This is a genomic window from Lysinibacillus composti (assembly GCF_016908465.1).
Lineage (GTDB): Bacteria > Bacillota > Bacilli > Bacillales_A > Planococcaceae > Ureibacillus > Ureibacillus composti_A.
In genome coordinates, this window is record NZ_JAFBDY010000001.1 from 282,149 (window position 1) to 303,837 (window position 21,689).

19 protein-coding genes are annotated in these 21,689 nt (G+C 35.1%); all 19 read left to right on the plus strand.

Annotated features, from left to right (window positions below; all coding sequences use genetic code 11):
- Positions 1 to 292 precede the first annotated feature (292 nt).
- The 19 genes from lepA to JOD29_RS01410 all read left to right on the plus strand — a co-directional run bounded on the left by lepA (position 293) and on the right by JOD29_RS01410 (position 21,620).
- Entirely contained in the window at positions 293 to 2,119 is a 1,827-nt protein-coding gene (gene lepA / locus JOD29_RS01320; protein WP_124762152.1) for a translation elongation factor 4, read from the plus strand.
- Between the two features lie 263 nt (positions 2,120 to 2,382).
- On the plus strand, positions 2,383 to 2,706 hold the full coding sequence (locus tag JOD29_RS01325; protein WP_124762150.1) for a hypothetical protein: 324 nt from the start codon (positions 2,383 to 2,385) through the stop codon (positions 2,704 to 2,706).
- Positions 2,707 to 2,854: 148 nt separating this feature from the next.
- Complete coding sequence (gene hemW, locus JOD29_RS01330) at positions 2,855 to 4,000, plus strand: radical SAM family heme chaperone HemW (protein ID WP_124762148.1); 1,146 nt, start codon at positions 2,855 to 2,857, stop codon at positions 3,998 to 4,000.
- Positions 4,001 to 4,090: 90 nt separating this feature from the next.
- Positions 4,091 to 5,128, plus strand: coding sequence for a heat-inducible transcriptional repressor HrcA (hrcA, locus tag JOD29_RS01335; protein WP_124762146.1), 1,038 nt, complete (start codon positions 4,091 to 4,093; stop codon positions 5,126 to 5,128).
- 12 nt (positions 5,129 to 5,140) lie between these two features.
- The gene (gene grpE, locus JOD29_RS01340) at positions 5,141 to 5,749 is read left to right on the plus strand and encodes a nucleotide exchange factor GrpE (protein ID WP_124762144.1); all 609 of its coding nucleotides are present in this window, start codon (positions 5,141 to 5,143) and stop codon (positions 5,747 to 5,749) included.
- A 63-nt stretch (positions 5,750 to 5,812) separates the two neighbouring features.
- The gene (dnaK, locus tag JOD29_RS01345) at positions 5,813 to 7,651 is read left to right on the plus strand and encodes a molecular chaperone DnaK (RefSeq protein ID WP_124762142.1); all 1,839 of its coding nucleotides are present in this window, start codon (positions 5,813 to 5,815) and stop codon (positions 7,649 to 7,651) included.
- A 445-nt stretch (positions 7,652 to 8,096) separates the two neighbouring features.
- Entirely contained in the window at positions 8,097 to 9,212 is a 1,116-nt protein-coding gene (gene dnaJ, locus JOD29_RS01350) for a molecular chaperone DnaJ (protein ID WP_124762140.1), read from the plus strand.
- Between the two features lie 92 nt (positions 9,213 to 9,304).
- On the plus strand, positions 9,305 to 10,249 hold the full coding sequence (gene prmA / locus JOD29_RS01355) for a 50S ribosomal protein L11 methyltransferase (RefSeq protein ID WP_124762138.1): 945 nt from the start codon (positions 9,305 to 9,307) through the stop codon (positions 10,247 to 10,249).
- A 133-nt stretch (positions 10,250 to 10,382) separates the two neighbouring features.
- Positions 10,383 to 11,126: a 16S rRNA (uracil(1498)-N(3))-methyltransferase gene (locus JOD29_RS01360; RefSeq protein WP_124762136.1), complete on the plus strand. Its 744-nt coding sequence runs from the start codon at positions 10,383 to 10,385 to the stop codon at positions 11,124 to 11,126.
- 16 nt (positions 11,127 to 11,142) lie between these two features.
- Entirely contained in the window at positions 11,143 to 12,480 is a 1,338-nt protein-coding gene (gene mtaB / locus JOD29_RS01365; RefSeq protein ID WP_124762134.1) for a tRNA (N(6)-L-threonylcarbamoyladenosine(37)-C(2))-methylthiotransferase MtaB, read from the plus strand.
- 261 nt (positions 12,481 to 12,741) lie between these two features.
- Positions 12,742 to 13,410 (plus strand): deoxyribose-phosphate aldolase, encoded by a 669-nt coding sequence (deoC, locus tag JOD29_RS01370; protein ID WP_124762132.1) that lies wholly within the window; start codon positions 12,742 to 12,744, stop codon positions 13,408 to 13,410.
- A gap of 145 nt (positions 13,411 to 13,555) precedes the next feature.
- A complete protein-coding gene (rpsU, locus tag JOD29_RS01375; protein WP_097148319.1) occupies positions 13,556 to 13,729 on the plus strand; it encodes a 30S ribosomal protein S21 in 174 nt (57 codons plus the stop codon).
- Positions 13,730 to 13,980: 251 nt separating this feature from the next.
- Positions 13,981 to 15,315 carry an NfeD family protein gene (locus JOD29_RS01380; protein WP_124762130.1) on the plus strand — a complete coding sequence of 445 codons (1,335 nt, stop codon included), beginning with the start codon at positions 13,981 to 13,983 and terminating at the stop codon, positions 15,313 to 15,315.
- Positions 15,312 to 16,313 carry a flotillin-like protein FloA gene (floA, locus tag JOD29_RS01385; protein WP_124762128.1) on the plus strand — a complete coding sequence of 334 codons (1,002 nt, stop codon included), beginning with the start codon at positions 15,312 to 15,314 and terminating at the stop codon, positions 16,311 to 16,313. Before JOD29_RS01380 ends, floA begins: the two co-directional genes overlap by 4 nt.
- 45 nt (positions 16,314 to 16,358) lie before the next feature.
- Positions 16,359 to 16,847, plus strand: coding sequence for a hypothetical protein (locus tag JOD29_RS01390; RefSeq protein ID WP_124762126.1), 489 nt, complete (start codon positions 16,359 to 16,361; stop codon positions 16,845 to 16,847).
- A gap of 104 nt (positions 16,848 to 16,951) precedes the next feature.
- Entirely contained in the window at positions 16,952 to 17,206 is a 255-nt protein-coding gene (locus tag JOD29_RS01395) for a hypothetical protein (RefSeq protein ID WP_124762124.1), read from the plus strand.
- Positions 17,190 to 18,314, plus strand: coding sequence for a sporulation protein YqfD (locus JOD29_RS01400; protein WP_124762122.1), 1,125 nt, complete (start codon positions 17,190 to 17,192; stop codon positions 18,312 to 18,314). Before JOD29_RS01395 ends, JOD29_RS01400 begins: the two co-directional genes overlap by 17 nt.
- Before the next feature lie 3 nt (positions 18,315 to 18,317).
- A complete protein-coding gene (locus JOD29_RS01405; protein ID WP_124762120.1) occupies positions 18,318 to 19,274 on the plus strand; it encodes a PhoH family protein in 957 nt (318 codons plus the stop codon).
- A gap of 222 nt (positions 19,275 to 19,496) precedes the next feature.
- The gene (locus JOD29_RS01410) at positions 19,497 to 21,620 is read left to right on the plus strand and encodes an HD family phosphohydrolase (RefSeq protein WP_124762118.1); all 2,124 of its coding nucleotides are present in this window, start codon (positions 19,497 to 19,499) and stop codon (positions 21,618 to 21,620) included.
- Positions 21,621 to 21,689 lie beyond the last annotated feature (69 nt).

Genomic DNA, 21,689 nt, shown 5'->3' on the forward strand with positions numbered 1-21,689 from the left:
ATAATCATGTTTTTTTTACTCGAACATTGCGTAAATAGCTTGTTCACTGATATAATTCAAATAAGATTAGCCTTTTTGCGAAGAAAAAGACATTTTCTTACGTATATGAATTAAATTTTTACTATATTTCAGTAGGGTGTACCCTCTACTGATAAAGGTTAAAGCCTCCAGCGTATGAATGATTTTGTAACAATTTTTGTTATGAAAATTGTTACAAAATTTGCTCAATATGTTTCTACAAGTTTGTAGAATCATACGCGGGAGGCGTATTTGATTAGGAGTGGACAACTACATGAACCGAGAAGATAGACTAAAGCGACAACAGAATATACGAAACTTTTCTATTATTGCGCACATTGACCATGGAAAATCAACATTAGCTGACCGCATATTAGAAAAAACAAAAGCGTTAACTTCACGAGAAATGAAAGCTCAGCTATTAGATTCGATGGATTTAGAACGTGAACGTGGAATTACAATAAAACTGAATGCTGTACAATTAAAATATAACGCTAAAGATGGAGAGGTTTATACTTTCCACTTAATCGATACACCAGGACATGTCGATTTTACGTATGAGGTGTCAAGAAGTTTAGCAGCTTGTGAGGGTGCAATTTTAGTTGTCGATGCGGCTCAAGGAATTGAGGCTCAAACACTTGCCAATGTTTATTTAGCTCTTGATAACGATCTTGAAATATTACCTGTTATTAATAAAATAGATTTACCCGCTGCAGACCCTGAGCGTGTACGACAGGAAGTTGAAGATGTTATCGGGCTAGATGCTTCAGAAGCAGTTCTAGCTTCGGCAAAAGCAGGTATTGGGATTGAAGAAATCTTAGAACAAATTGTAGAAAAAGTACCTGCACCAACAGGGGATCCGGATGCTCCATTACAAGCATTAATTTTTGACTCTGTTTATGACGCATATAAGGGTGTTATTATATCAATCCGTATCGTAAATGGAACAGTAAAAGCTGGCGATAAAATTCGAATGATGGCAACAGGAGCCGAATTCGAAGTTATTGAAGTGGGGGTTCATACTCCAAAATCAGTTCCCCAAAGTGAGCTGACTGTCGGTGATGTAGGTTATTTAACCGCTTCAATTAAAAATGTTGCAGATACTCGAGTGGGGGATACAGTTACATTTGCAAACCGTCCTGCTGAGACACCACTTGAAGGATATCGGAAATTAAACCCGATGGTATATTGCGGTCTTTATCCAATTGATACGGCGAAATATAACGATTTACGGGAAGCATTAGAAAAATTAGAGTTAAATGATTCTGCTCTTCAATTTGAGCCAGAGACTTCACAAGCTCTTGGTTTTGGTTTCCGTTGTGGATTCTTAGGATTACTTCATATGGAAATTATCCAAGAACGAATTGAACGTGAATTTAATATCGACTTAATAACAACTGCACCATCTGTAATTTATGATGTTCATTTAACAAATGGTGAAATTTTAAAAGTTGATAATCCTTCTATGATGCCGGATCCACAAAAAATCGATCGTATTGAAGAACCGTATGTAAAAGCAACGATTATGGTGCCAAACGATTATGTAGGCGCAGTAATGGAGCTTTGCCAGATGAAACGTGGCAACTTTATGACGATGGATTACATAGATTCAAGTCGTGTAAGTATTATTTATGAAATGCCATTATCTGAAATTGTCTATGATTTCTTTGATTTCTTAAAATCAAATACAAAAGGGTATGCATCATTTGATTATGAGTTAATTGGTTATAAACCATCTAAACTTGTGAAGATGGATATCTTATTAAATGGTGAGACAGTCGATGCATTAAGCTTTATTGTTCACCGTGATTTTGCTTATGAGCGTGGAAAAGTGATTGTTGAGAAGTTAAAAGAATTAATACCGCGTCAACAATTTGAAGTTCCAGTTCAAGCTGCAATTGGTCAAAAAATTATTGCACGCTCCACAATTAAATCGATGGGTAAAAACGTTCTTGCTAAATGTTACGGTGGAGATATTTCACGTAAACGTAAACTTCTTGAAAAACAAAAAGAAGGTAAAAAACGTATGAAGCAAGTGGGATCTGTTGAAGTACCACAAGAAGCTTTCATGGCAGTCTTAAAAATGGAAGATAAAAAATAAATTAGGTCATTGATTGAGTATTGTAATATTTTTGGATGATCAATCATAATTAAAAAGTGGGAATCCTTTACAGGGGTACCCACTTTTTGTTATTTCATGTATAAAATACATCTAAAATGTGTATTTTCTTTGTCTGACTTTTATATTACAATAGCACTAATCCTAGTAAAAAAGTAAGGATTGTAAATAATATACATATTCATCAGTATGTAATTTTCACTATTGTAAACTTATTTTAAAAATATATCGAAGGGGTTGTACAAATGAATAAAAATATTGAGGGAAATAGTTCATACTTCTTAGAGCTAGATAATTTAAAGCTGATTCGCACTATCGTTTTAGAAGAGACTGGAAATCTTGGCATTTTATTAGCGGAAGAAGAATTGGAATTAGTACCTTCTTGTTCAGTAATCCGTGTATATTTAATCAATTTAGACGGTGGACAATATGAAATTGTGAAAGAGCTTAATGCTTATTATTTCAAATCGGGTGCTGAGGCACTTGAATTTACTACTAGATTTGAAAAATTTTCTGCAATCGATATGATATTATTTTTAAATAATGAAAAAACATTAGTTACATATTAATTTAAGCGTACTTATTGTGTAGAAAACGGTAAGTACGCTTTTTATTTTTAGGAGAAATCGAAGTATGAATGTGCGGTAAAATTGAATTTTTATATTGAAACTGTAAAATATAGTGAAGTACTAACTTACAAGGAAAGTAGTTGATTATTTGGCTAGAGGCGTTTACATACATATCCCATTTTGTCATCAAATCTGTAATTACTGTGATTTTAATAAAGTATTTTTTAAAAATCAGCCTGTAGATGAATATATTGAAGCAGTTGGTAAAGAAATAGAGATAGTAGTAAAAGAAATGCCGGAACAATTTCAAAAAATTGAAACTGTTTTTTTAGGAGGGGGAACACCAACTGCCCTTTCTGCAACACAACTTGAAAGGCTTCTACAATTGATTCAAGAAAAATTACCAATGGAACATGTGGTTGAGTTTACTTCTGAAGCGAATCCTGATGAGCTAACAGTGGAGAAGCTTATTGCATTAATAAATGGTGGCGTCAATCGGTTAAGTATGGGAGTTCAATCTTTTGATGAAGAATTACTGAAGAAATTGGGGCGAACACATTCGAATAATCATGTATATGAAACCATTCAAAAGGCAAAAGAAGTTGGTTTTCAAAATATTAGTATCGACTTAATGTATGGATTACCAGGTCAAACTCTAGAACAGTGGGAAGATACATTAGACAAAGCATTACAATTGAATTTACCACACTACTCTGCATACTCATTAATTGTTGAGCCGAAAACGGTATTTTATATCCAGTACTCAAAAGGAAAACTTTCTTTACCAACTGAAGATTCAGAAGCTGAAATGTATGGTCTATTAATGAACAAAATGAAGGCGAACGGACTTAATCAGTATGAAATTAGTAATTTTGCGTCCAAAGGTTTTGAATCAATTCATAATAAAATTTATTGGGATAATGATGAGTACGCTGGTTTCGGTGCTGGGGCCCATGGTTATCTAAATGGACAACGTTATTCGAACCACGGACCAATTAAAAAATATATGGAATCAGTTGAAAGTGGAAATCGACCTACAGTAAGAGAACATGTGGTTTCTACTACTGAAAAATGTGAAGAGCATATGTTTTTAGGGTTAAGAAAAAATGAAGGAGTTACATTTAAAGAATTTGAGATGAGATTTCAGGTCTCTATGCACGAGAAATACGGCGACATTATTCGACAGTTAACTCAACAGGGATTGTTAATAGAAGATGAAATAGGCATTAGATTAAGTGAAAAAGGACGTTATCTAGGAAACGACGTATTTCAACAATTTTTATTAGAAGATTGAGCGATTCCGTTGACATCATTTATGAGATTTGATAATTTATTATTAGTATTAGCACTCTATCTTATCGAGTGCTAACAGAGGTGATAAACAGTGCTAACAAATCGACAATTACAAATTTTACAGGTAATCGTTGATGATTTTGTTACTTCAGCTCAGCCAGTAGGTTCCCGTCAAATATCAAAAAAGGATTGGATTACATTTAGTCCTGCAACGATACGAAATGAGATGTCCGATTTAGAGGAATTAGGCTTTATTGAAAAGACCCATACATCATCTGGTCGTGTACCATCTGAGAAAGGGTATCGTTTTTATGTTGATCATTTATTAAAACCAAAAACTATGTCAGTCCAAGAGATTCGCTCGATTCAATCTTTATTCCAAAATCAAATTATTGAAATGGAACAAGTGATTCGCGAGTCGGCAAATATATTGTCTGAATTAACAACATATACAACGATTTTGCTTGGGCCGAATGTTAGAAATCACCGAGTAAAAAGATTTCAAATTGTTCCATTAACTGAACAAACAGCTGTTGCAATTATTGTCACTGACAATGGACATGTTGAAAATCAAACATTTAATCTACCTAAAGGATTTAGTCCTTCAGATATAGAGAAAATAGTAAATATTTTAAATGACCGATTAAATGGAATCCCTTTACTTGAACTCCAGAGAAAACTTGAATTAGAAACAGTTGAAGTTCTAAGACAACATATTTCGAAGGCAGATTCTATTATTTCATCGTTAATGAATATTACAACTTTCCAAAATGATGGTAAACTTTATTTCGGTGGAAAAACTAATATGCTGAATCAACCAGAATTTCACGACTTAAATAAAGTACGTATGCTTATGGAATTAATGGATAAAGAAAACCAAGTTATTTCATTATTACACCCTGATGATCATCAAGGTATCCATATCCGAATTGGTTCAGAGAACAACCATTTAGCAATGGAAGACTGTAGCGTAATCACGGCTAGTTATTTAATTGGTGATGATCAACAAGGGTCAATCGCCATTATTGGGCCTACGCGAATGGATTATCAACGTGTTATTTCTTTGCTTGACATTATGAGAAGCGGATTAACACGTGCCCTTTCTAATAAGCTAAGTGATGGATTTTAAGGAGGATTAGACGTGTCTGAGACGACAGAAAAAAAAGAGCAAAACTTTGAAGAAGTAACAGAGCAAAATGTGGAAGTAAATGACTCGGTTGAAACTATTAATGAAGCTTCAACTGCCAACGAAAGTTTAGATACTGAGTTAAAAGAAGAGACTTTACTTGAAAATGAATACCAGTCTAAGATTGCAGAACTTGAAACTAAACTAGCCGAAGAAGAAAATCGCTTCTTACGTTTGAGAGCTGATTTTGATAACCTACGCCGTCGTACACAACTTGATCGTGAAGCGGCGGAAAAATATCGTGCACAATCTTTATTATCTGATTTACTGCCTGTTATCGATAATTTTGAGCGTGCATTACAAGTTGAGGTAACTTCAGAGGATGCCACTTCACTTTATAAAGGAATTGAAATGGTATACAAATCACTTATTGAAGCTACTAAAAAAGAGGGACTTGAATTAATTCCAGCAGAAGGTGAAGTTTTTGACCCTACTATTCATCAAGCTGTTATGCAAGAAAAAGATGATAGTAAAGACTCTGGAATCATTTTAAGAGAACTTCAAAAAGGTTATAAATTAAAAGATCGTGTAATACGACCTTCAATGGTTTCAGTAAATGAATAATCATTTAAAATAATTCATGAAAATAACAGATTAGTTTTCTTAATTTTAGGAGGCAAAATTTATATGAGTAAAATTATTGGTATTGACTTAGGAACAACAAACTCTTGTGTAGCTGTTTTAGAAGGCGGCGAACCAAAAGTAATTCCAAACCCAGAAGGTAACCGCACTACTCCATCTGCTGTTTCATTCAAAAACGGTGAACGTCAAGTTGGGGAAGTTGCAAAACGTCAATCAATTACAAACCCAAACACAATTTTATCTATTAAATCAAAAATGGGTACAAATGAAAAAGTTAAAATTGAAGATAATGAATATACTCCACAAGAAGTATCAGCAATGATCTTGCAATATTTAAAAGGCTATGCTGAAGACTATTTAGGTGAAAAAGTAACTAAAGCTGTTATTACAGTACCTGCTTATTTCAATGACGCGCAACGCCAAGCGACAAAAGATGCTGGTAAAATTGCTGGTCTAGAAGTTGAACGTATTATTAACGAACCTACAGCGGCTGCACTTGCTTATGGTCTTGATAAAACTGATCAAGATCAAAAAATCCTTGTATTTGACCTTGGTGGTGGTACGTTTGACGTATCGATTCTAGAATTAGGTGATGGTGTATTCGAAGTACTAGCTACAGCTGGTGATAACAAACTTGGTGGAGATAACTTCGATGAAGCAGTTATTAACTACCTAGTTGAAGAATTTAAAAAAGAAAACGGCATCGATTTATCAAAAGATAAAATGGCTATGCAACGATTAAAAGATGCTGCAGAAAAAGCGAAAAAGGATTTATCAGGCGTAACTTCTACGCAAATTTCATTACCATTTATCACTGCTGGAAATGATGGTCCACTTCACTTAGAACTAAACTTATCTCGTGCAAAATTTGATGAGATTACACATGATTTAGTTGAACGTACTGTTATTCCAACTCGTCAAGCGCTAAAAGACGCTGGTTTATCAGCATCAGAACTTGATAAAGTAATACTTGTTGGTGGTTCAACTCGTATTCCTGCTGTTCAAGAAGCAGTAAAAAAAGAAACAGGTCATGAACCACATAAAGGTGTTAACCCTGATGAAGTTGTAGCAATGGGTGCTGCAGTACAAGGTGGAGTATTAACTGGTGACATTAAGGATATCGTTTTACTTGACGTAACTCCACTTTCACTTGGTATTGAGACAATGGGTGGTGTATTCACGAAGTTAATCGAACGTAATACAACTATTCCAACTTCAAAATCACAAACTTTCTCAACTGCAGCTGATAACCAACCAGCAGTAGATATTCATGTTCTTCAAGGTGAACGTCCAATGGCTGCAGATAATAAAACTTTAGGTCGTTTCCAATTAACGGATATTCCACCAGCACCACGTGGTGTACCACAAATTGAAGTAACTTTCGATATCGATAAGAACGGTATTGTTTCTGTAAAAGCAAAAGACTTAGGAACACAAAAAGAGCAAACAATCGTAATTCAATCTGATTCAGGCTTGTCTGACGAAGAGATTGAACGTATGGTTAAAGATGCTGAGGCAAACGCTGAAGCCGATGCAAAACGTAAAGAAGAGGCTGAGTTACGTAACGAAGCAGATCAATTAGTATTCCAAGTAGATAAAACAATTTCGGATTTAGGTGAGCAAATCACTGAAGACGAGAAAAAATCAGTTGAGGATGCAAAAGAAGAATTGAAAAAAGCATTAGAAGCTGGTGAAATCGAAGGAATTAAAACTTCTAAAGAAAAATTAGAAGGTGTATTACAACCATTAGTAATGAAAGTATACGAACAAGCAGCAGCTGCAGCTCAAGCAGCTCAAGGTGGAGCTGAACCAGGAGCAGAAGCTGGTAAAAAAGATGACGGTGTAGTAGATGCTGACTTTGAAGAAGTAAAAGACGAAAAGTAATTAGAAAAGCGGAGAACGCCCGTTAGCTCCGACAACAACTGGAGGAACCGACAAAAGGACGCTTTTTGTCCTTGAAGGCAGTTCTGAAGTTGTAGAGGAGCTGGCGTTCGGAGCTTAGACACCAAGGGAAGTCAGCCTAAGAACATCACATGCAAGCAACGGCTGACTGACCGATATCGAGTCGTTCTAAACGCTTTTTCAGGCTATATAACATCTGAAAATCGTAATCCAATCTAAAAAATGTGTAGATTACAGTAATTGTTCTACAAGTTTGAAAAGTCAAAGACTGTTTCTCGTCTTTGACTTTTTCAATGTAAAATAAAACACATAAGCAATTAAACAAATGTCTGACACAACTTATCCAAATTAAGCATTATCTTTTGTAGTGCAAACCTTATATAAAATGATACAATAAACGTTATGTAAACAGAGCGGAGTGTGAGCAATGAGTAAACGCGATTATTATGAAGTGCTTGGCGTTAGTAAAACCGCAAGCCAAGATGAAATTAAAAAAGCATATCGCAAACTATCTAAACAATATCACCCAGATATTAATAAGGAACCGGGTGCAGATGAGAAATTTAAAGAAATCGCTGAAGCATATGAAGTGTTAAGTGATGATACAAAACGTTCGCAATATGATCAATTCGGCCATGAAGGTCCCAACCAAGGATTTGGAGGCGGCTTTGGTGGTGGTTTTGGTGGTTTTGAAGATATATTTAGTTCTTTCTTTGGAGGAGGAGCGCGTCGCTCAGATCCTAACGCGCCACGAAAAGGCGATGATTTACAATACCGCATGAATATTTCATTTGAAGATGCCGTATTTGGAAAACAAACTGAAATAGAAATTCCTTCTGAAGAATCTTGTGAGACATGTAATGGTTCTGGGGCAAAACCAGGTACAAATCCAAAAACTTGTGAGACATGTAAAGGGTCGGGACAAATTAATCAAACAGTTGATACGCCATTTGGCCGTATGGTAAACCGTCGTGCATGTAGTACTTGCCAAGGAACAGGGAAAATTATCATTGAAAAATGTACTACTTGCCATGGTTCAGGTACTGTTCAAAAACGTAAGAAAATTAAAGTTACTATTCCTGCTGGTGTTGACGATGGTCAACAACTTCGTGTTTCTGGCCAAGGTGAAGCCGGTATTAATGGTGGACCTCCTGGTGATTTATATATTGTCTTCAACGTACGTGCACATAAAGAATTTGAGCGTGACGGAGATGACATTTACTATGAATTGAAATTAACATTCCCACAAGCAGCGTTAGGTGATGAAATTGAGGTACCTACCATCCATGGTAAAGTGAAATTGAAAATTCCAGCGGGAACACAATCAGGAGCTCAGTTCCGTTTAAAAGACAAAGGTGTTAAAAATGTTCATGGCTATGGTCAAGGCCATCAATATGTGATTGTGAGAGTTGTTACACCAACAAAGCTAACAGAAAAACAAAAACAATTATTACGTGATTTCGCTGAAATAAGTGGCGATATTCCAGAAGAACAAGGAAGTTCATTATTTGATAAAATTAAAAAAACTTTTAAAGGAGAATAACGGAGGACAAAAGGAGTTTTCAAGCCCCGTTGGTAACTTTAGCAGTTAATTATTAGCATTTTTGCTTAGAACAAAAGAGGAGCTGATTGCAAGTGAAATGGACGGAAATTTCAATATTAACAACAAACGAAGCGGTCGAAGCTGTATCTAATATCTTACATGATGCAGGTGCAAGTGGTGTTGTAATTGAAGACTCAACAGAAATTAATAAAGAACGTGTTAATCAATTTGGTGAAATTTATAGCTTAGATCCACATGATTATCCCAATACTGGAGTTGTGGTGAAAGCATATTTACCTGCATCAAGTTTTTTAGCTGAAACTGTTGAAGAAATTAATCTTGCAATCACAAATCTTGTGAACTTTGATATTAACATTGGAGAAAATAGTCTTACAACTACTGAAGTGAACGAAGAAGACTGGGCGACGGCATGGAAAAAATATTACCACCCTGTGAAAATATCTGAGCGCTTTACAATTGTACCAACATGGGAGAATTATACCCCTGTTAGTACAGATGAATTAATCATTGAACTAGATCCTGGAATGGCATTTGGAACTGGAACACATCCAACAACAGTTATGTGTTTGCAAGCCCTTGAAAAAGTAATCCAGCAAGGTGATACAGTAATTGATGTTGGAACTGGTTCAGGTGTACTTTCTATCGGAGCAGCAATGCTTGGTGCAGGTAAAGTACATGCGTTAGATTTAGATGAAGTAGCGGTTAAGTCTGCCCGTGAAAATATTGAACTTAACAAAGTTGACGAGCAAGTTGAAGTATTTCATGGGAATTTATTAGATACAGTTAAAGAAGAAGCTGATGTCGTTGTTGCTAACCTTTTAGCTGAAATTATTTTAAGCTTCACAGATGATGCTTATTCAATTGTAAAACCTGGTGGATTGTATGTTACTTCAGGTATTATTGCATTGAAAAAAGAAGATGTTAAAACAGCGCTCGAAAAATCAGGATTTATCATTGAAGAAGTATTGTTAATGGAAGATTGGGTAGCGATTATTGCTCGTAAGCCGCAAAATTAAGAAGGTATTTCATATATTCGAGGAGTTGTCCCTTTGTATAATACAGGGTCAACTCCTTCGTATATATATCTTCATTCAGTAAAAGAACCTATACTTTAATCTTCACTAATAATTAATGATCTGGAGGTGTGCCATGCAACGCTACTTTGTTCGTGAGCCATTTAATGAAAATAAAGAAGTAATGATTACTGGTGAAAATGCCCGTCATATTTCAAAGGTAATGCGCATGGAAGAAGGAGAAAATATTGTTGCTGTTCACAATGGAATTGCATTCAAATGCAAAATAATTTCAGTAGGTCAAGAAGTATATGTAAAACAGACTGGCGATATAATACCATCTCCTGAAATGCCAATCAAAGTAGATGTTGCTTGTGGCCTTCCAAAAGGTGATAAGTTGGAATTAATTAGCCAAAAAGGAACAGAACTTGGGATGCATGCACTAATTCCATTTTCCGCAGAACGTTCTATTGTGAAATGGGATGAAAAAAAGGGAGAAAAGAAGACGGAAAGACTCCAAAAAATTGCTCAAGAAGCAGCAGAACAATCCCATCGTACACATATTCCTGCCATTCATACACCAATTTCCTTCCAAGAAATACTGTCAATTATCCCCAAATATGATGCGGTATTTCTTGCAGATGAAGAAGATGCCAAGCAGGAAATTCGCACAAGGTTTGCGGATAAACTAAAAAAAGTGTATGATAATGAATCGAAGTCTATTTTATTAATATTTGGTCCTGAAGGTGGCATTTCACGTAAAGAAGCCGATCGCTTACTTGAAGCTGGGGCGGAGACGATGTCACTTGGTCCTCGTATATTACGTGCAGAAACAGCGCCATTATATGCGCTTTCTGCCATTTCATATGAATTTGAATGAAAGAGGTGTACTAGCCTTGTCAACGGTGGCTTTTCATACTTTAGGCTGTAAAGTAAACCATTACGAAACTGAAGCAATATGGCAGCTTTTTAAAGAACAAGGATATGAACGTACTGATTTTGAACATCAGGCAGACGTTTATGTCGTTAATACATGTACAGTTACAAACACGGGCGATAAAAAATCTCGTCAGGTAATTCGTCGTGCAGTTCGTCAAAATCCTGATGCAGTAATTTGTGTAACTGGTTGTTATGCTCAAACATCTCCTGCAGAAATTATGGCAATCCCAGGTGTTGATATTGTAGTAGGTACTCAAGATAGACAAAAAATGCTTGGGTATATTGAACAATACAAAACAGAAAGACAACCAATTAATGCTGTGCGAAACATTATGAAAAATCGTGTGTACGAAGAATTAGATGTACCTAATTTTACAGATCGTACACGTGCTTCACTGAAAATTCAAGAAGGTTGTAATAACTTCTGTACTTTTTGTATTATTCCATGGGCACGTGGTCTTATGCGTTCACGTGATCCTCAAGAGGTAATTAAACAAGCACAAGCTTTAGTAGATGCAGGGTATCTTGAAATTGTTCTAACTGGTATTCATACTGGTGGTTACGGACAAGATTTTAAAGATTATAACTTGGCTCAATTGCTTCGAGATCTTGAAGCGAATGTAAAGGGGCTTAAACGTCTTCGAATTTCTTCAATTGAAGCATCTCAATTAACAGACGAAGTCATTGAAGTATTGCGAGAATCAAAAATTGTTGTACGTCACTTACACATTCCGATTCAATCTGGGTCTAATACTGTATTAAAACGTATGCGTCGCAAATACACAATGGAATTTTTCGCAGAGAGATTACTTCGATTAAATGAAGCGTTACCAGATTTAGCAATTACATCCGATGTAATCGTTGGATTCCCAGGTGAAACAGAAGAAGAGTTTATGGAAACATATAATTTTATTGCTGATCATAAATTTGCAGAGCTTCATGTATTCCCATTCTCAAAACGTACTGGTACTCCGGCAGCTAGAATGGAAGACCAAATCGATGAAGAAATTAAAAATGAGAGAGTACATCGTTTGTTAACATTAAATGATCAATTAGCAAAAGAATATGCTTCTCGCTTTGAAGGGGAAGTTTTAGAAATTATTCCGGAAGAACATATCAAAGATTCCGAACAAGACAATTTATTTGTTGGATATACTGATAATTATTTACGTGTCGTTTTTGAAGGTACTGAAGATATGATAGGTAAATTAATTAAAGTCAAAATTTTAAAAGCTGGATACCCACATAATGAAGGTCAATTTGTTCGGGTTTTAGAAGAACAAGAACAGCTTTAAACATAATAATCGACAAAGTTTCTCTAACCAGAAATTTTGTCGATTTTTGTTTTATAGGACAAATAAGACATTTTAGCCTGATATATATAAGAATTGTCCATATAAATTCCACACAGGTTATATATAACGTATCAGTTAAAGTAGGTAAAGGTTAAATAGTGTATTAAAATAATTATCTGAAATTTCCATATAACAATCTTTAATGGTATGATTAAGAGGTACGGACAACTTGTATTATAAAAATGAAGGAGCAATTTATACATGACAAAAGAGTATGCTTCAATGATTGACCATACGTTATTAAAGGCTGATGCAACAAGAAATCAAATTGAAAAATTATGTAGTGAAGCCAGTGAATTTGAATTTGCATCAGTTTGTGTAAATCCGACATGGGTGAAATATAGCGCAGAACTATTAAAGGATTCAAAAGTTAAAGTATGCACAGTTATTGGATTTCCATTAGGTGCATCTACATCAGAAGTAAAAGCATTTGAAACAAAAAATGCTATTGAAAATGGTGCAGAAGAAATTGACATGGTAATTAATATCGGTGCCTTAAAAAATCAAGAATTCGATCTAGTTCGTGATGATATCAAACAGGTCGTAGATGCAGCAAATGGTACCCTTGTAAAAGTAATTATTGAAACATGTTTGCTATCTGATGAAGAAAAAGTAAAAGCATGTGAACTTTCTGTCGAGTCTGGTGCTGATTTTGTAAAAACGTCAACAGGTTTTTCAACGGGTGGTGCTACAGCACAAGATGTAGCATTAATGAGAAAAACAGTTGGACCAACAGTAGGCGTAAAAGCTTCTGGTGGAGTACGAAATTTACAAGATATGCAAAAGATGATCGAAGCTGGAGCGACTAGAATTGGTGCAAGTTCTGGTGTTGCCATTATCAATGGATTAACTTCAGATTCAAACTATTAATTTTTCCATAAATATTTAAAAATAAATTTATTTAGATTTAATAGTTTGTGTTGACTGAATCTGGGCTTTGCGATATAATCTTTAAGTACACGTTAACTTCCCGTTAATGTTGTATTGATGTGTGTTCGGAGGGAGGGAAAAAGAGATGTCAAAAACTGTCGTTAGAAAAAACGAATCGCTTGAAGATGCTCTTCGCCGCTTCAAACGTACTGTATCTAAAAGTGGTACAATTCAAGAAGTTAGAAAACGCGAATTTTATGAAAAACCTAGCGTAAAACGCAAAAAGAAATCAGAAGCTGCACGTAAACGTAAGTATTAATTTCCTAAAAATCCCTACGTTCATAACACGCAATTTGATGATTCACTAAAACAACTTGAAATTCATATACCCTAGTGTTTGTTTTTACAAATACTAGGGTATTTTGCATTTTTTGGGAATTACATGTTTAATATACGCATTATGAAATTTATCATACGAAAAAATAAAATTAAAATAAAATATATTGAAACTAATTTTAAGTATTTACGTAAATAAATTAAGTTCAAAATTAAATAGAAGGGAGGGATAGGGTGAAAAAATTAAGACCCATTACTTTACTTTTTTTAATACTATTTACTTTTTCGCTTTGGACATCGAGCATCACTGCAGAGGCAAGTGACAAAGTATTTACTGTTCCAATTGAGAATGAAGTTGAAAAGGGCTTAGAAGTGTTTTTAAAGCGTTCTTTCGATGAGGCAATGAAACAGGGAGCAAAAGCTATTATTTTAGAAATACATACACCTGGCGGCTTCGTTGGCGCGGCTTATGACATAGCAAAGCTTATGGATCAAACACCAATTAGAACAATTGCTTTTATTAATTCAAAAGCGCATTCAGCGGGAGCATTTTTAGCATTACATGCAGATGAAATATATATGGTTCCAAGTGGGACAATTGGAGCGGCTGCTATTATCGATGGGAAGGGGAATGCTGCAAATACAAAAGCGAATAGCGCCTGGCTGGCAGCAATGAAGGCTGCTGCAGAAATTTCAGATAGGGATCCCAAATACGCTCTAGCGATGGCTGATATAAAAATGGACCTACCTGAATATAGGGCACAGACTGGAGAATTACTTACGTTATCTGCAGATGAAGCCGTAAAGGTAAGATATTCAGAAGGAACAGCTGAAGATTTAGATGAAGTGTTAGAACTTGCAAACTTATCTAATAGTGAAATTGTTCATATGGAATTAACGTTTTCAGAAAAACTTGCAAGGTTTATTACTAATCCCATTGTCGTAACTCTTCTTTTAACAATTGCAAGTATTGGTTTGATGGTGGAACTATTTTCTCCAGGTTTTGGTTTACCAGGGCTAACAGGTTTGTTTGCACTGTCATTATTCTTCTTTGGGCATACAATTGCAGGTTTTGCTGGTTATGAAACAATTATTATGTTTATTATTGGTTTCATTCTCCTTATTGCGGAATTATTTGTACCTGGCGGAATCGTTGGCTTTATTGGTGGTGCACTTGTTGTAATAAGTTTATTATTTTCAGGAGCGAGTGTGGTTCACATGGCATATTCAATTTTAATTGCAGTAGCTATTGCAATTATAGGAATGGTGGTATTAATGAAATTCTTCGGGAAAAATTTACATCTTTTTAATAAACTGATTCTTAGGGATGCCACAACTACTGAAGAAGGTTATGTTTCGAATATTAACCGAATTGAGCTTTTAGGGAAAACTGGTGTAACCTTAACACCGTTACGCCCTGCTGGTACAATTCAAGTTGATAAGGAAAGAATCGATGTAGTATCCGAAGGGAGTTATATTGGTTCAAATAAGAAAGTTGAAATCATTGAAGTGGAAGGTTCTCGCATTGTTGTGAGAGAAATGAAAATCGAACAGGAGGAACAAGAATGATTATTGATGCAGCAGCTATTACGTTAATTATAGGAATTGTAGTAGCCATTATTATTATTTCAGTGTTTTTAACATTTGTACCCATTGCATTATGGATTAGTGCATTGGCAGCGGGAGTTAGAGTTAGTATTTTCACATTAGTTGGTATGCGCTTACGTAGAGTTATTCCAGCACGTATCGTAAATCCACTTATTAAGGCACACAAAGCAGGGTTAGATGTAACAATTAATCAATTAGAGTCACATTACTTAGCTGGAGGTAATGTAGACCGTGTAGTAAATGCTCTAATTGCCGCTCAACGTGCAAATATTGAATTATCTTTTGAACGTTGTGCAGCGATTGACTTAGCGGGACGTGATGTACTAGAGGCAGTTCAAATGTCCGTAAATCCAAAAGTAATTGAAACGCCTTTTATTGCAGGTGTTGCGATTAACGGTATTGAAGTTAAAGCGAAGGCTCGAATTACTGTACGTGCCAACTTAGATCGTCTGGTTGGGGGTGCTGGTGAAGATACAATAATTGCTCGTGTTGGTGAAGGGATTGTATCAACAATTGGTTCTTCAATAAGTCACTCTAAAGTATTAGAAAATCCAGATTTAATATCCCAAACAGTATTATCAAAAGGTTTAGATTCAGGTACTGCATTTGAAATTTTATCAATTGATATTGCGGACGTAGATGTTGGTAAAAATATCGGGGCAGAATTGCAAATAGAGCAAGCACAAGCAGATAAAAATATTGCACAAGCAAAGGCGGAAGAACGTCGAGCTATGGCTGTTGCAAATGAACAAGAAATGGTTGCAAAAGTTCAAGAAATGAAAGCTAAAGTTGTTGAGGCAGAGGCTGAAGTACCGATGGCAATGGCCGAGGCATTACGTTCGGGGAATTTCGGAATTATGGATTATATGAATTATAAAAATATTCAAGCAGATACATCTATGCGAGATTCTATTGCAAAAGTTTCAACTGATAAACCAGATACACCTAAAAATAGATAACATATTAGTAGTTAACTCACCTGTAGAAGGGAGTGTATATTCCAAATGGAAGGAATCATTATGATGGTGATTGTTTTCATTATAAGTTCTTTGCTTTCTGGTAAAAAGAAGAAAGAACCAAGGGGAATGCCACCGTTTAGTAATCAACAAAACAAGCGAGATTTTAGTGCTCCTCCAAGAAGAAGTGAGGCACCACAAAAACATAAATCTAAATCTCTCGAAGATTTTGCAAATGAAGTATTTCAACAATTAAGTAACAAAGATCAATCAACAAAGAAAGCTCTGCGTAAAATTGAGGAAGTAAAAGAGGATCACATTAAAACTTCCCCAATAAAAAATAGTACAACAAGCAGGCCTTCATTAGATATGAATCGAACTCAGAGCAAAGTTTTACCTGCAGAAAGAGAGAATAATACTCAAAGAGATTTTATCCAATCTGGTGAAATAGGGAGTTTTATTCCGACGAATAAAAAGGCATTGGTCCAAGCAATTATTGCGTCGGAAATAATAGGACCTCCAAAAGCTAAAAGATAAAGTGTAATAAAATCATTTTTTCCAAATGTAAACATCAATTTCGTCTCTATTATACATGTCCCCCTTTCTTCAAGCATATAATTTGCGGAAAGGGGGCATTTTTTGTGAAAAAGCTGTTCCAATATGAGCCGATTATAGAAATTAATAAATGTAGACAATTTAAAATGATTGGAAATTATACGTTTCTAGAAGCTTCTGAGCAACATTGTACATTGATTTATGAAAAATTCTTAATTGTAATTAAGGCAAAGCGAGTACATATCGACGTACTAAAGGATGAAGAGATAATCATTCGTGTAGAAGAACTTACAGATGTAGAAATGAAACGTCAGGTGGATCAACATGAAAAAATTCGATAACCGCCCTGTTGAAATCAGAGTTTCAAAAGATAATAAAGTTCATGATTTTATACAACTTCTACATGCAAGGAAAGTAAAAATAAAGAATTTAAAACATCTAGAAAAAGAAGTACGATTCGAAATTGCCCGCAAAGATGTAAAGATTGTACGTAATGTCAGAAGTAAATTTCATTTAAAAGTTAAAATTCGTTATTTACAGAAGTCGAGAATATTTCAACCGGATGCGTGGACCGCAATTGGGTTATTATTATTAATTTCAATCCCAATCATTTCTTCGCAATTTATTTGGGATGTAAATGTTCAAGCCGACACACCAGAAATGCGGGTGGCTGTAGAAAAGTTAATAGATGAAAAGTTATCTTTAGACAGTCCGATTCTTAAAAAGAATATAGAATCTGACTTTGAGATTAGACAATCTATTATGGAGGACATGAGACATTTATCTTGGGTTCATATTTTTAAAAAGGGTAGTAGCATGACGATCGTGCCGCAACTAGCTCCTATTACTAATATCAAAGATCAAAAAAGTGAAAAATTGCATCATTTAGTAGCAGCAAAAAGTGGTGTCATTACACATTTTGAAATTTCTAGCGGTGAACGTCGCGTGTTTCCGAATACTACTGTATATGAAGGGGATACACTTGTATCAGGGGTTATTACTGTTGGTGACAAATCCGTAGCAATTGGAGCTTCTGGTGAAGTTTATGCGGATTATTGGTTAGAAACTGAATTTACAATTCCGAAGAAAGTGGAATTTGTTTCAACTAGTGAAAAACAGTGGGAAATTGATTTCAAAATAAGTGATGAAAAGGAGCAGGGACAATCGTTTCAAAAAGTCAATTTACCAAAGTGGCTCTCAAATTATATCGAAATCAAAAAGACTCAAAAGTTCAATACGGTTACGGAAGAAATAACCGAAAAAGACATGGAATCGTTCATTTTGCCTCTATTGCACGAAAAAATATTAAAATCCTTACCGCCCAAAACAATTATAAAGAAGGAAAACATTTTGCACGTTACTTTCGATGATGATAAAGTAAAAGGGAAAGTCCTATTTTTGGTAAATGAAAACATCGCGAAAGAATATCCTATAGACCAAGGAGATTGATCTATGTCAGAACAACTATCAGAATTACAAGTTGAAAACCCGAATGAAGCTGTCATGCTACTTGGAATGTCAGATGCCAATTTAAAATTAATTGAAGAAACATTTAAAGTTCAAATTATTACTCGTGGTGAAGTTATACAAATTGCAGGAGACGGTCAGCAAAAACAACAGGTAACAGTCCTATTAAAAGAGCTAATAAAAGTAATTCGTAAAGGAATTAATATCGATTTACGTGATGTATCGACTGCAATCGAAATGTTGAATAAAGGTACAATTGAATATTTTGCAGAGCTATATGATGAGGAAATCGCACGCACTTCTAAAGGGAAACCGATTCGAGCAAAAACAATTGGTCAGCGCGAGTACATAAGAGCAATTCGCCATAATGACCTTGTATTTGGAATTGGACCAGCTGGAACAGGGAAAACTTATATAGCTGTTGTAATGGCCACACAGGCATTAAAAAATGGACATGTAAAACGAATCATTTTAACTCGACCAGCAGTTGAAGCGGGTGAATCATTAGGTTTTTTACCTGGGGATTTAAAAGAAAAAGTCGATCCATATTTACGTCCACTTTATGACGCTTTGCATGATATATATGGTGCAGAACAAACGGGTCGTTTAATCGAGAGAGGGACAATTGAAATCGCACCATTAGCATATATGCGCGGACGTACATTAGATGATGCCTTTGTAATTCTTGACGAGGCGCAAAATACTACGCATATGCAAATGAAGATGTTTTTAACTCGTTTAGGGTTTGGTTCAAAAATGGTGATCACTGGGGATAAAACCCAAATTGACTTACCTAAAAATACGGAATCTGGTTTAATCATTGCTGAACGGACTTTAAAATATGTAAAAGATATTCACTTCCAAATCTTAGAGGCTGGTGACATTGTACGTCATCCGTTGGTTTCAAAAATTATTAAATCATACACAGACCAAGAATTATAATTGTATGGAACATCAGATAAAAGTTGTCTCAGGACGTACCTTTGAGACAACTTTTTTTATTTTTATAATTTGAATGTAAATGAACGTCAAATTGTCTGTAAATGGCTTGTAAAAATCATTACATAAAATTATTACGAATTTTATTAAAAGAATACATAACAAATCATGAAAAACTATTAATAAATTGGTAAACTAGTATATATGCTATCTTGGGGGTGCAGAATGGATAGGCACTTAAACAAAATTATGAATTTAATAAGTTTTCGTACTTTTTTGGTCATAGTACTTTTCATAACAGGACTTTTACAATTCTTTATGATGGTCGGGAATGTTCGGGGAATTACATATGATATACAACCTTTTCAATTAGCTCCGGAGACGATTCGCTCGGCGAAGACGTTAGAAGATACAGAAAAGACTGAACAGGAGAGGGATAGTGCAGAGCAAGCGGTTGAACCCGTATACGTATTCAGTAAAGATATAGCAGAGCATAGATCGGCGCTCGTCACTAGTATTTTAGATATCGTGATAGATTTGAGATCGGAATATAAGACTCTAGACAAAAATAGTAAACCACCCATTGAAGAGCAAATTGAAGAACTAAGAAAAAGATTAAAAGATATTACAGACAGTCAATCTCAATTATCATTAACAAATTATCATCTACAAATGTTGTTAACATCAAATGAGGAAAATATTGTTTCTGCAAGTAAAACTCTCTCGAAATTAGTGGGAACAACACTTAGTGAGCCAATTAGATATGAGCAAATTACTTATCAACGAAATGAAATAGAAAGTAAAATTAGGCAACAGCTTCAAGTGGAAGAAGCATTACTAAGTGCACTAATAGTTATAGGTAGGGCTGCAATTTCAGAAACAGAACTATTAGATGAAAATCAAACAGAAGAGTTAAAACAGCAAGCTCGTGAAGCAGTTGAGCCAACAAGAATTCTTCAAGGGCAAATCATTGTCCAAGAGGGTGAATTAATTGATCGTGAAGTCTATCGTCAGTTAGAGTTTCTTGGATTATTAAATAACAATACCTCCCTTAAACCTGTTGTTGGATTAATGATGTTAATTTTTATCCAAATGGCATTTTTATTCATTTATTTTGATCGTGAGAAAATAGAAACTTCAAAAAAAGTAAATTCAGTGTTATTATCTACGATTGTTTATTCACTGTCAGTTATTTTAATGAAGTTAATGAGTCTCGTTACGACAGAGTTCGATGTAGCAGTCTCTTTTCTATTTCCAACCGCATTAGCAACAATGCTAGTTAGGTTGTTAGCTACTGAAAAAGCAGCAATACTAGTTACCGTATTAACAGCTACTTCTGCAGGAGTCATTTTCCAAGAGGGGTATTCTGCAGTTTTACAAATGGATATAGCGCTTTATATTTTATTTGGTGGATTATCTAGTCTATTCTTTGTACGTAAGATAGAAACAAATGCCCATTTACTCCATGTCGTGGGGATTGTCTCTGCAACTAATTTATTATTTATTACTTGTTATTTGTTAATGTCACAAACAAACTATGGCCTTGTCGAGCTAATGTTTTATGCTATAGCTGGAATTGTTTCTGCATTATTATCAGGTGCTTTAACAATGGGCTTGTTACCATTTTTTGAATCAGCCTTTGGGCTATTGTCGACAATGAGACTTATTGAATTAACGAATCCTAATCATCCATTACTGAAAAAAATATTAACGGAAACACCTGGTACTTATCATCATAGTGTAATGGTTGCTAATTTGGCTGAAGCAGCATGTGAAGCGATTGGGGCAGATGGTTTATTAGCTCGTGTAGGTTGTTATTATCATGATGTAGGTAAAACCCGTAGGCCAGCTTTCTTCATTGAAAATCAAGTGTCGGGTATTAACCCTCATGATTCCTTACCTCCTGAAAGAAGTGCAGAAATTATTATTGCCCATACGACAGATGGAGCAGATCTTCTAAGGAAACACAAAATGCCGCAAGAAATTATTGATATTGCTTTGCAGCATCATGGTACAGGTAAGTTAAAATACTTCTTTTTTAAAGCAAAAGAGGAAGGGCAAGAAGTCAATGAAAATGATTTCACATACCCTGGTCCAAAACCTCAAACAAAAGAGGCGGCGGTAGTGAACATAGCAGATAGTGTAGAAGCTGCTGTTCGTTCAATGAAACAACCGAATCCCGAGAAAATTCAAGAATTAGTGCATTCAATTATTAAAGGGCGTTTACAAGAAAATCAATTTGATGATTGTGATGTATCAATAAAAGAATTGAAAATTATTGAAGAAGTATTATGCGAAACGTTAAATGGTATTTTCCATTCGCGAATTGAGTATCCAAAAGAAGGCTAACTTCTTTTTTAAACGGTTATCATAAAATAAGAACGCAAGATATAGAAACCACCATCTGAGTAAAAGTAT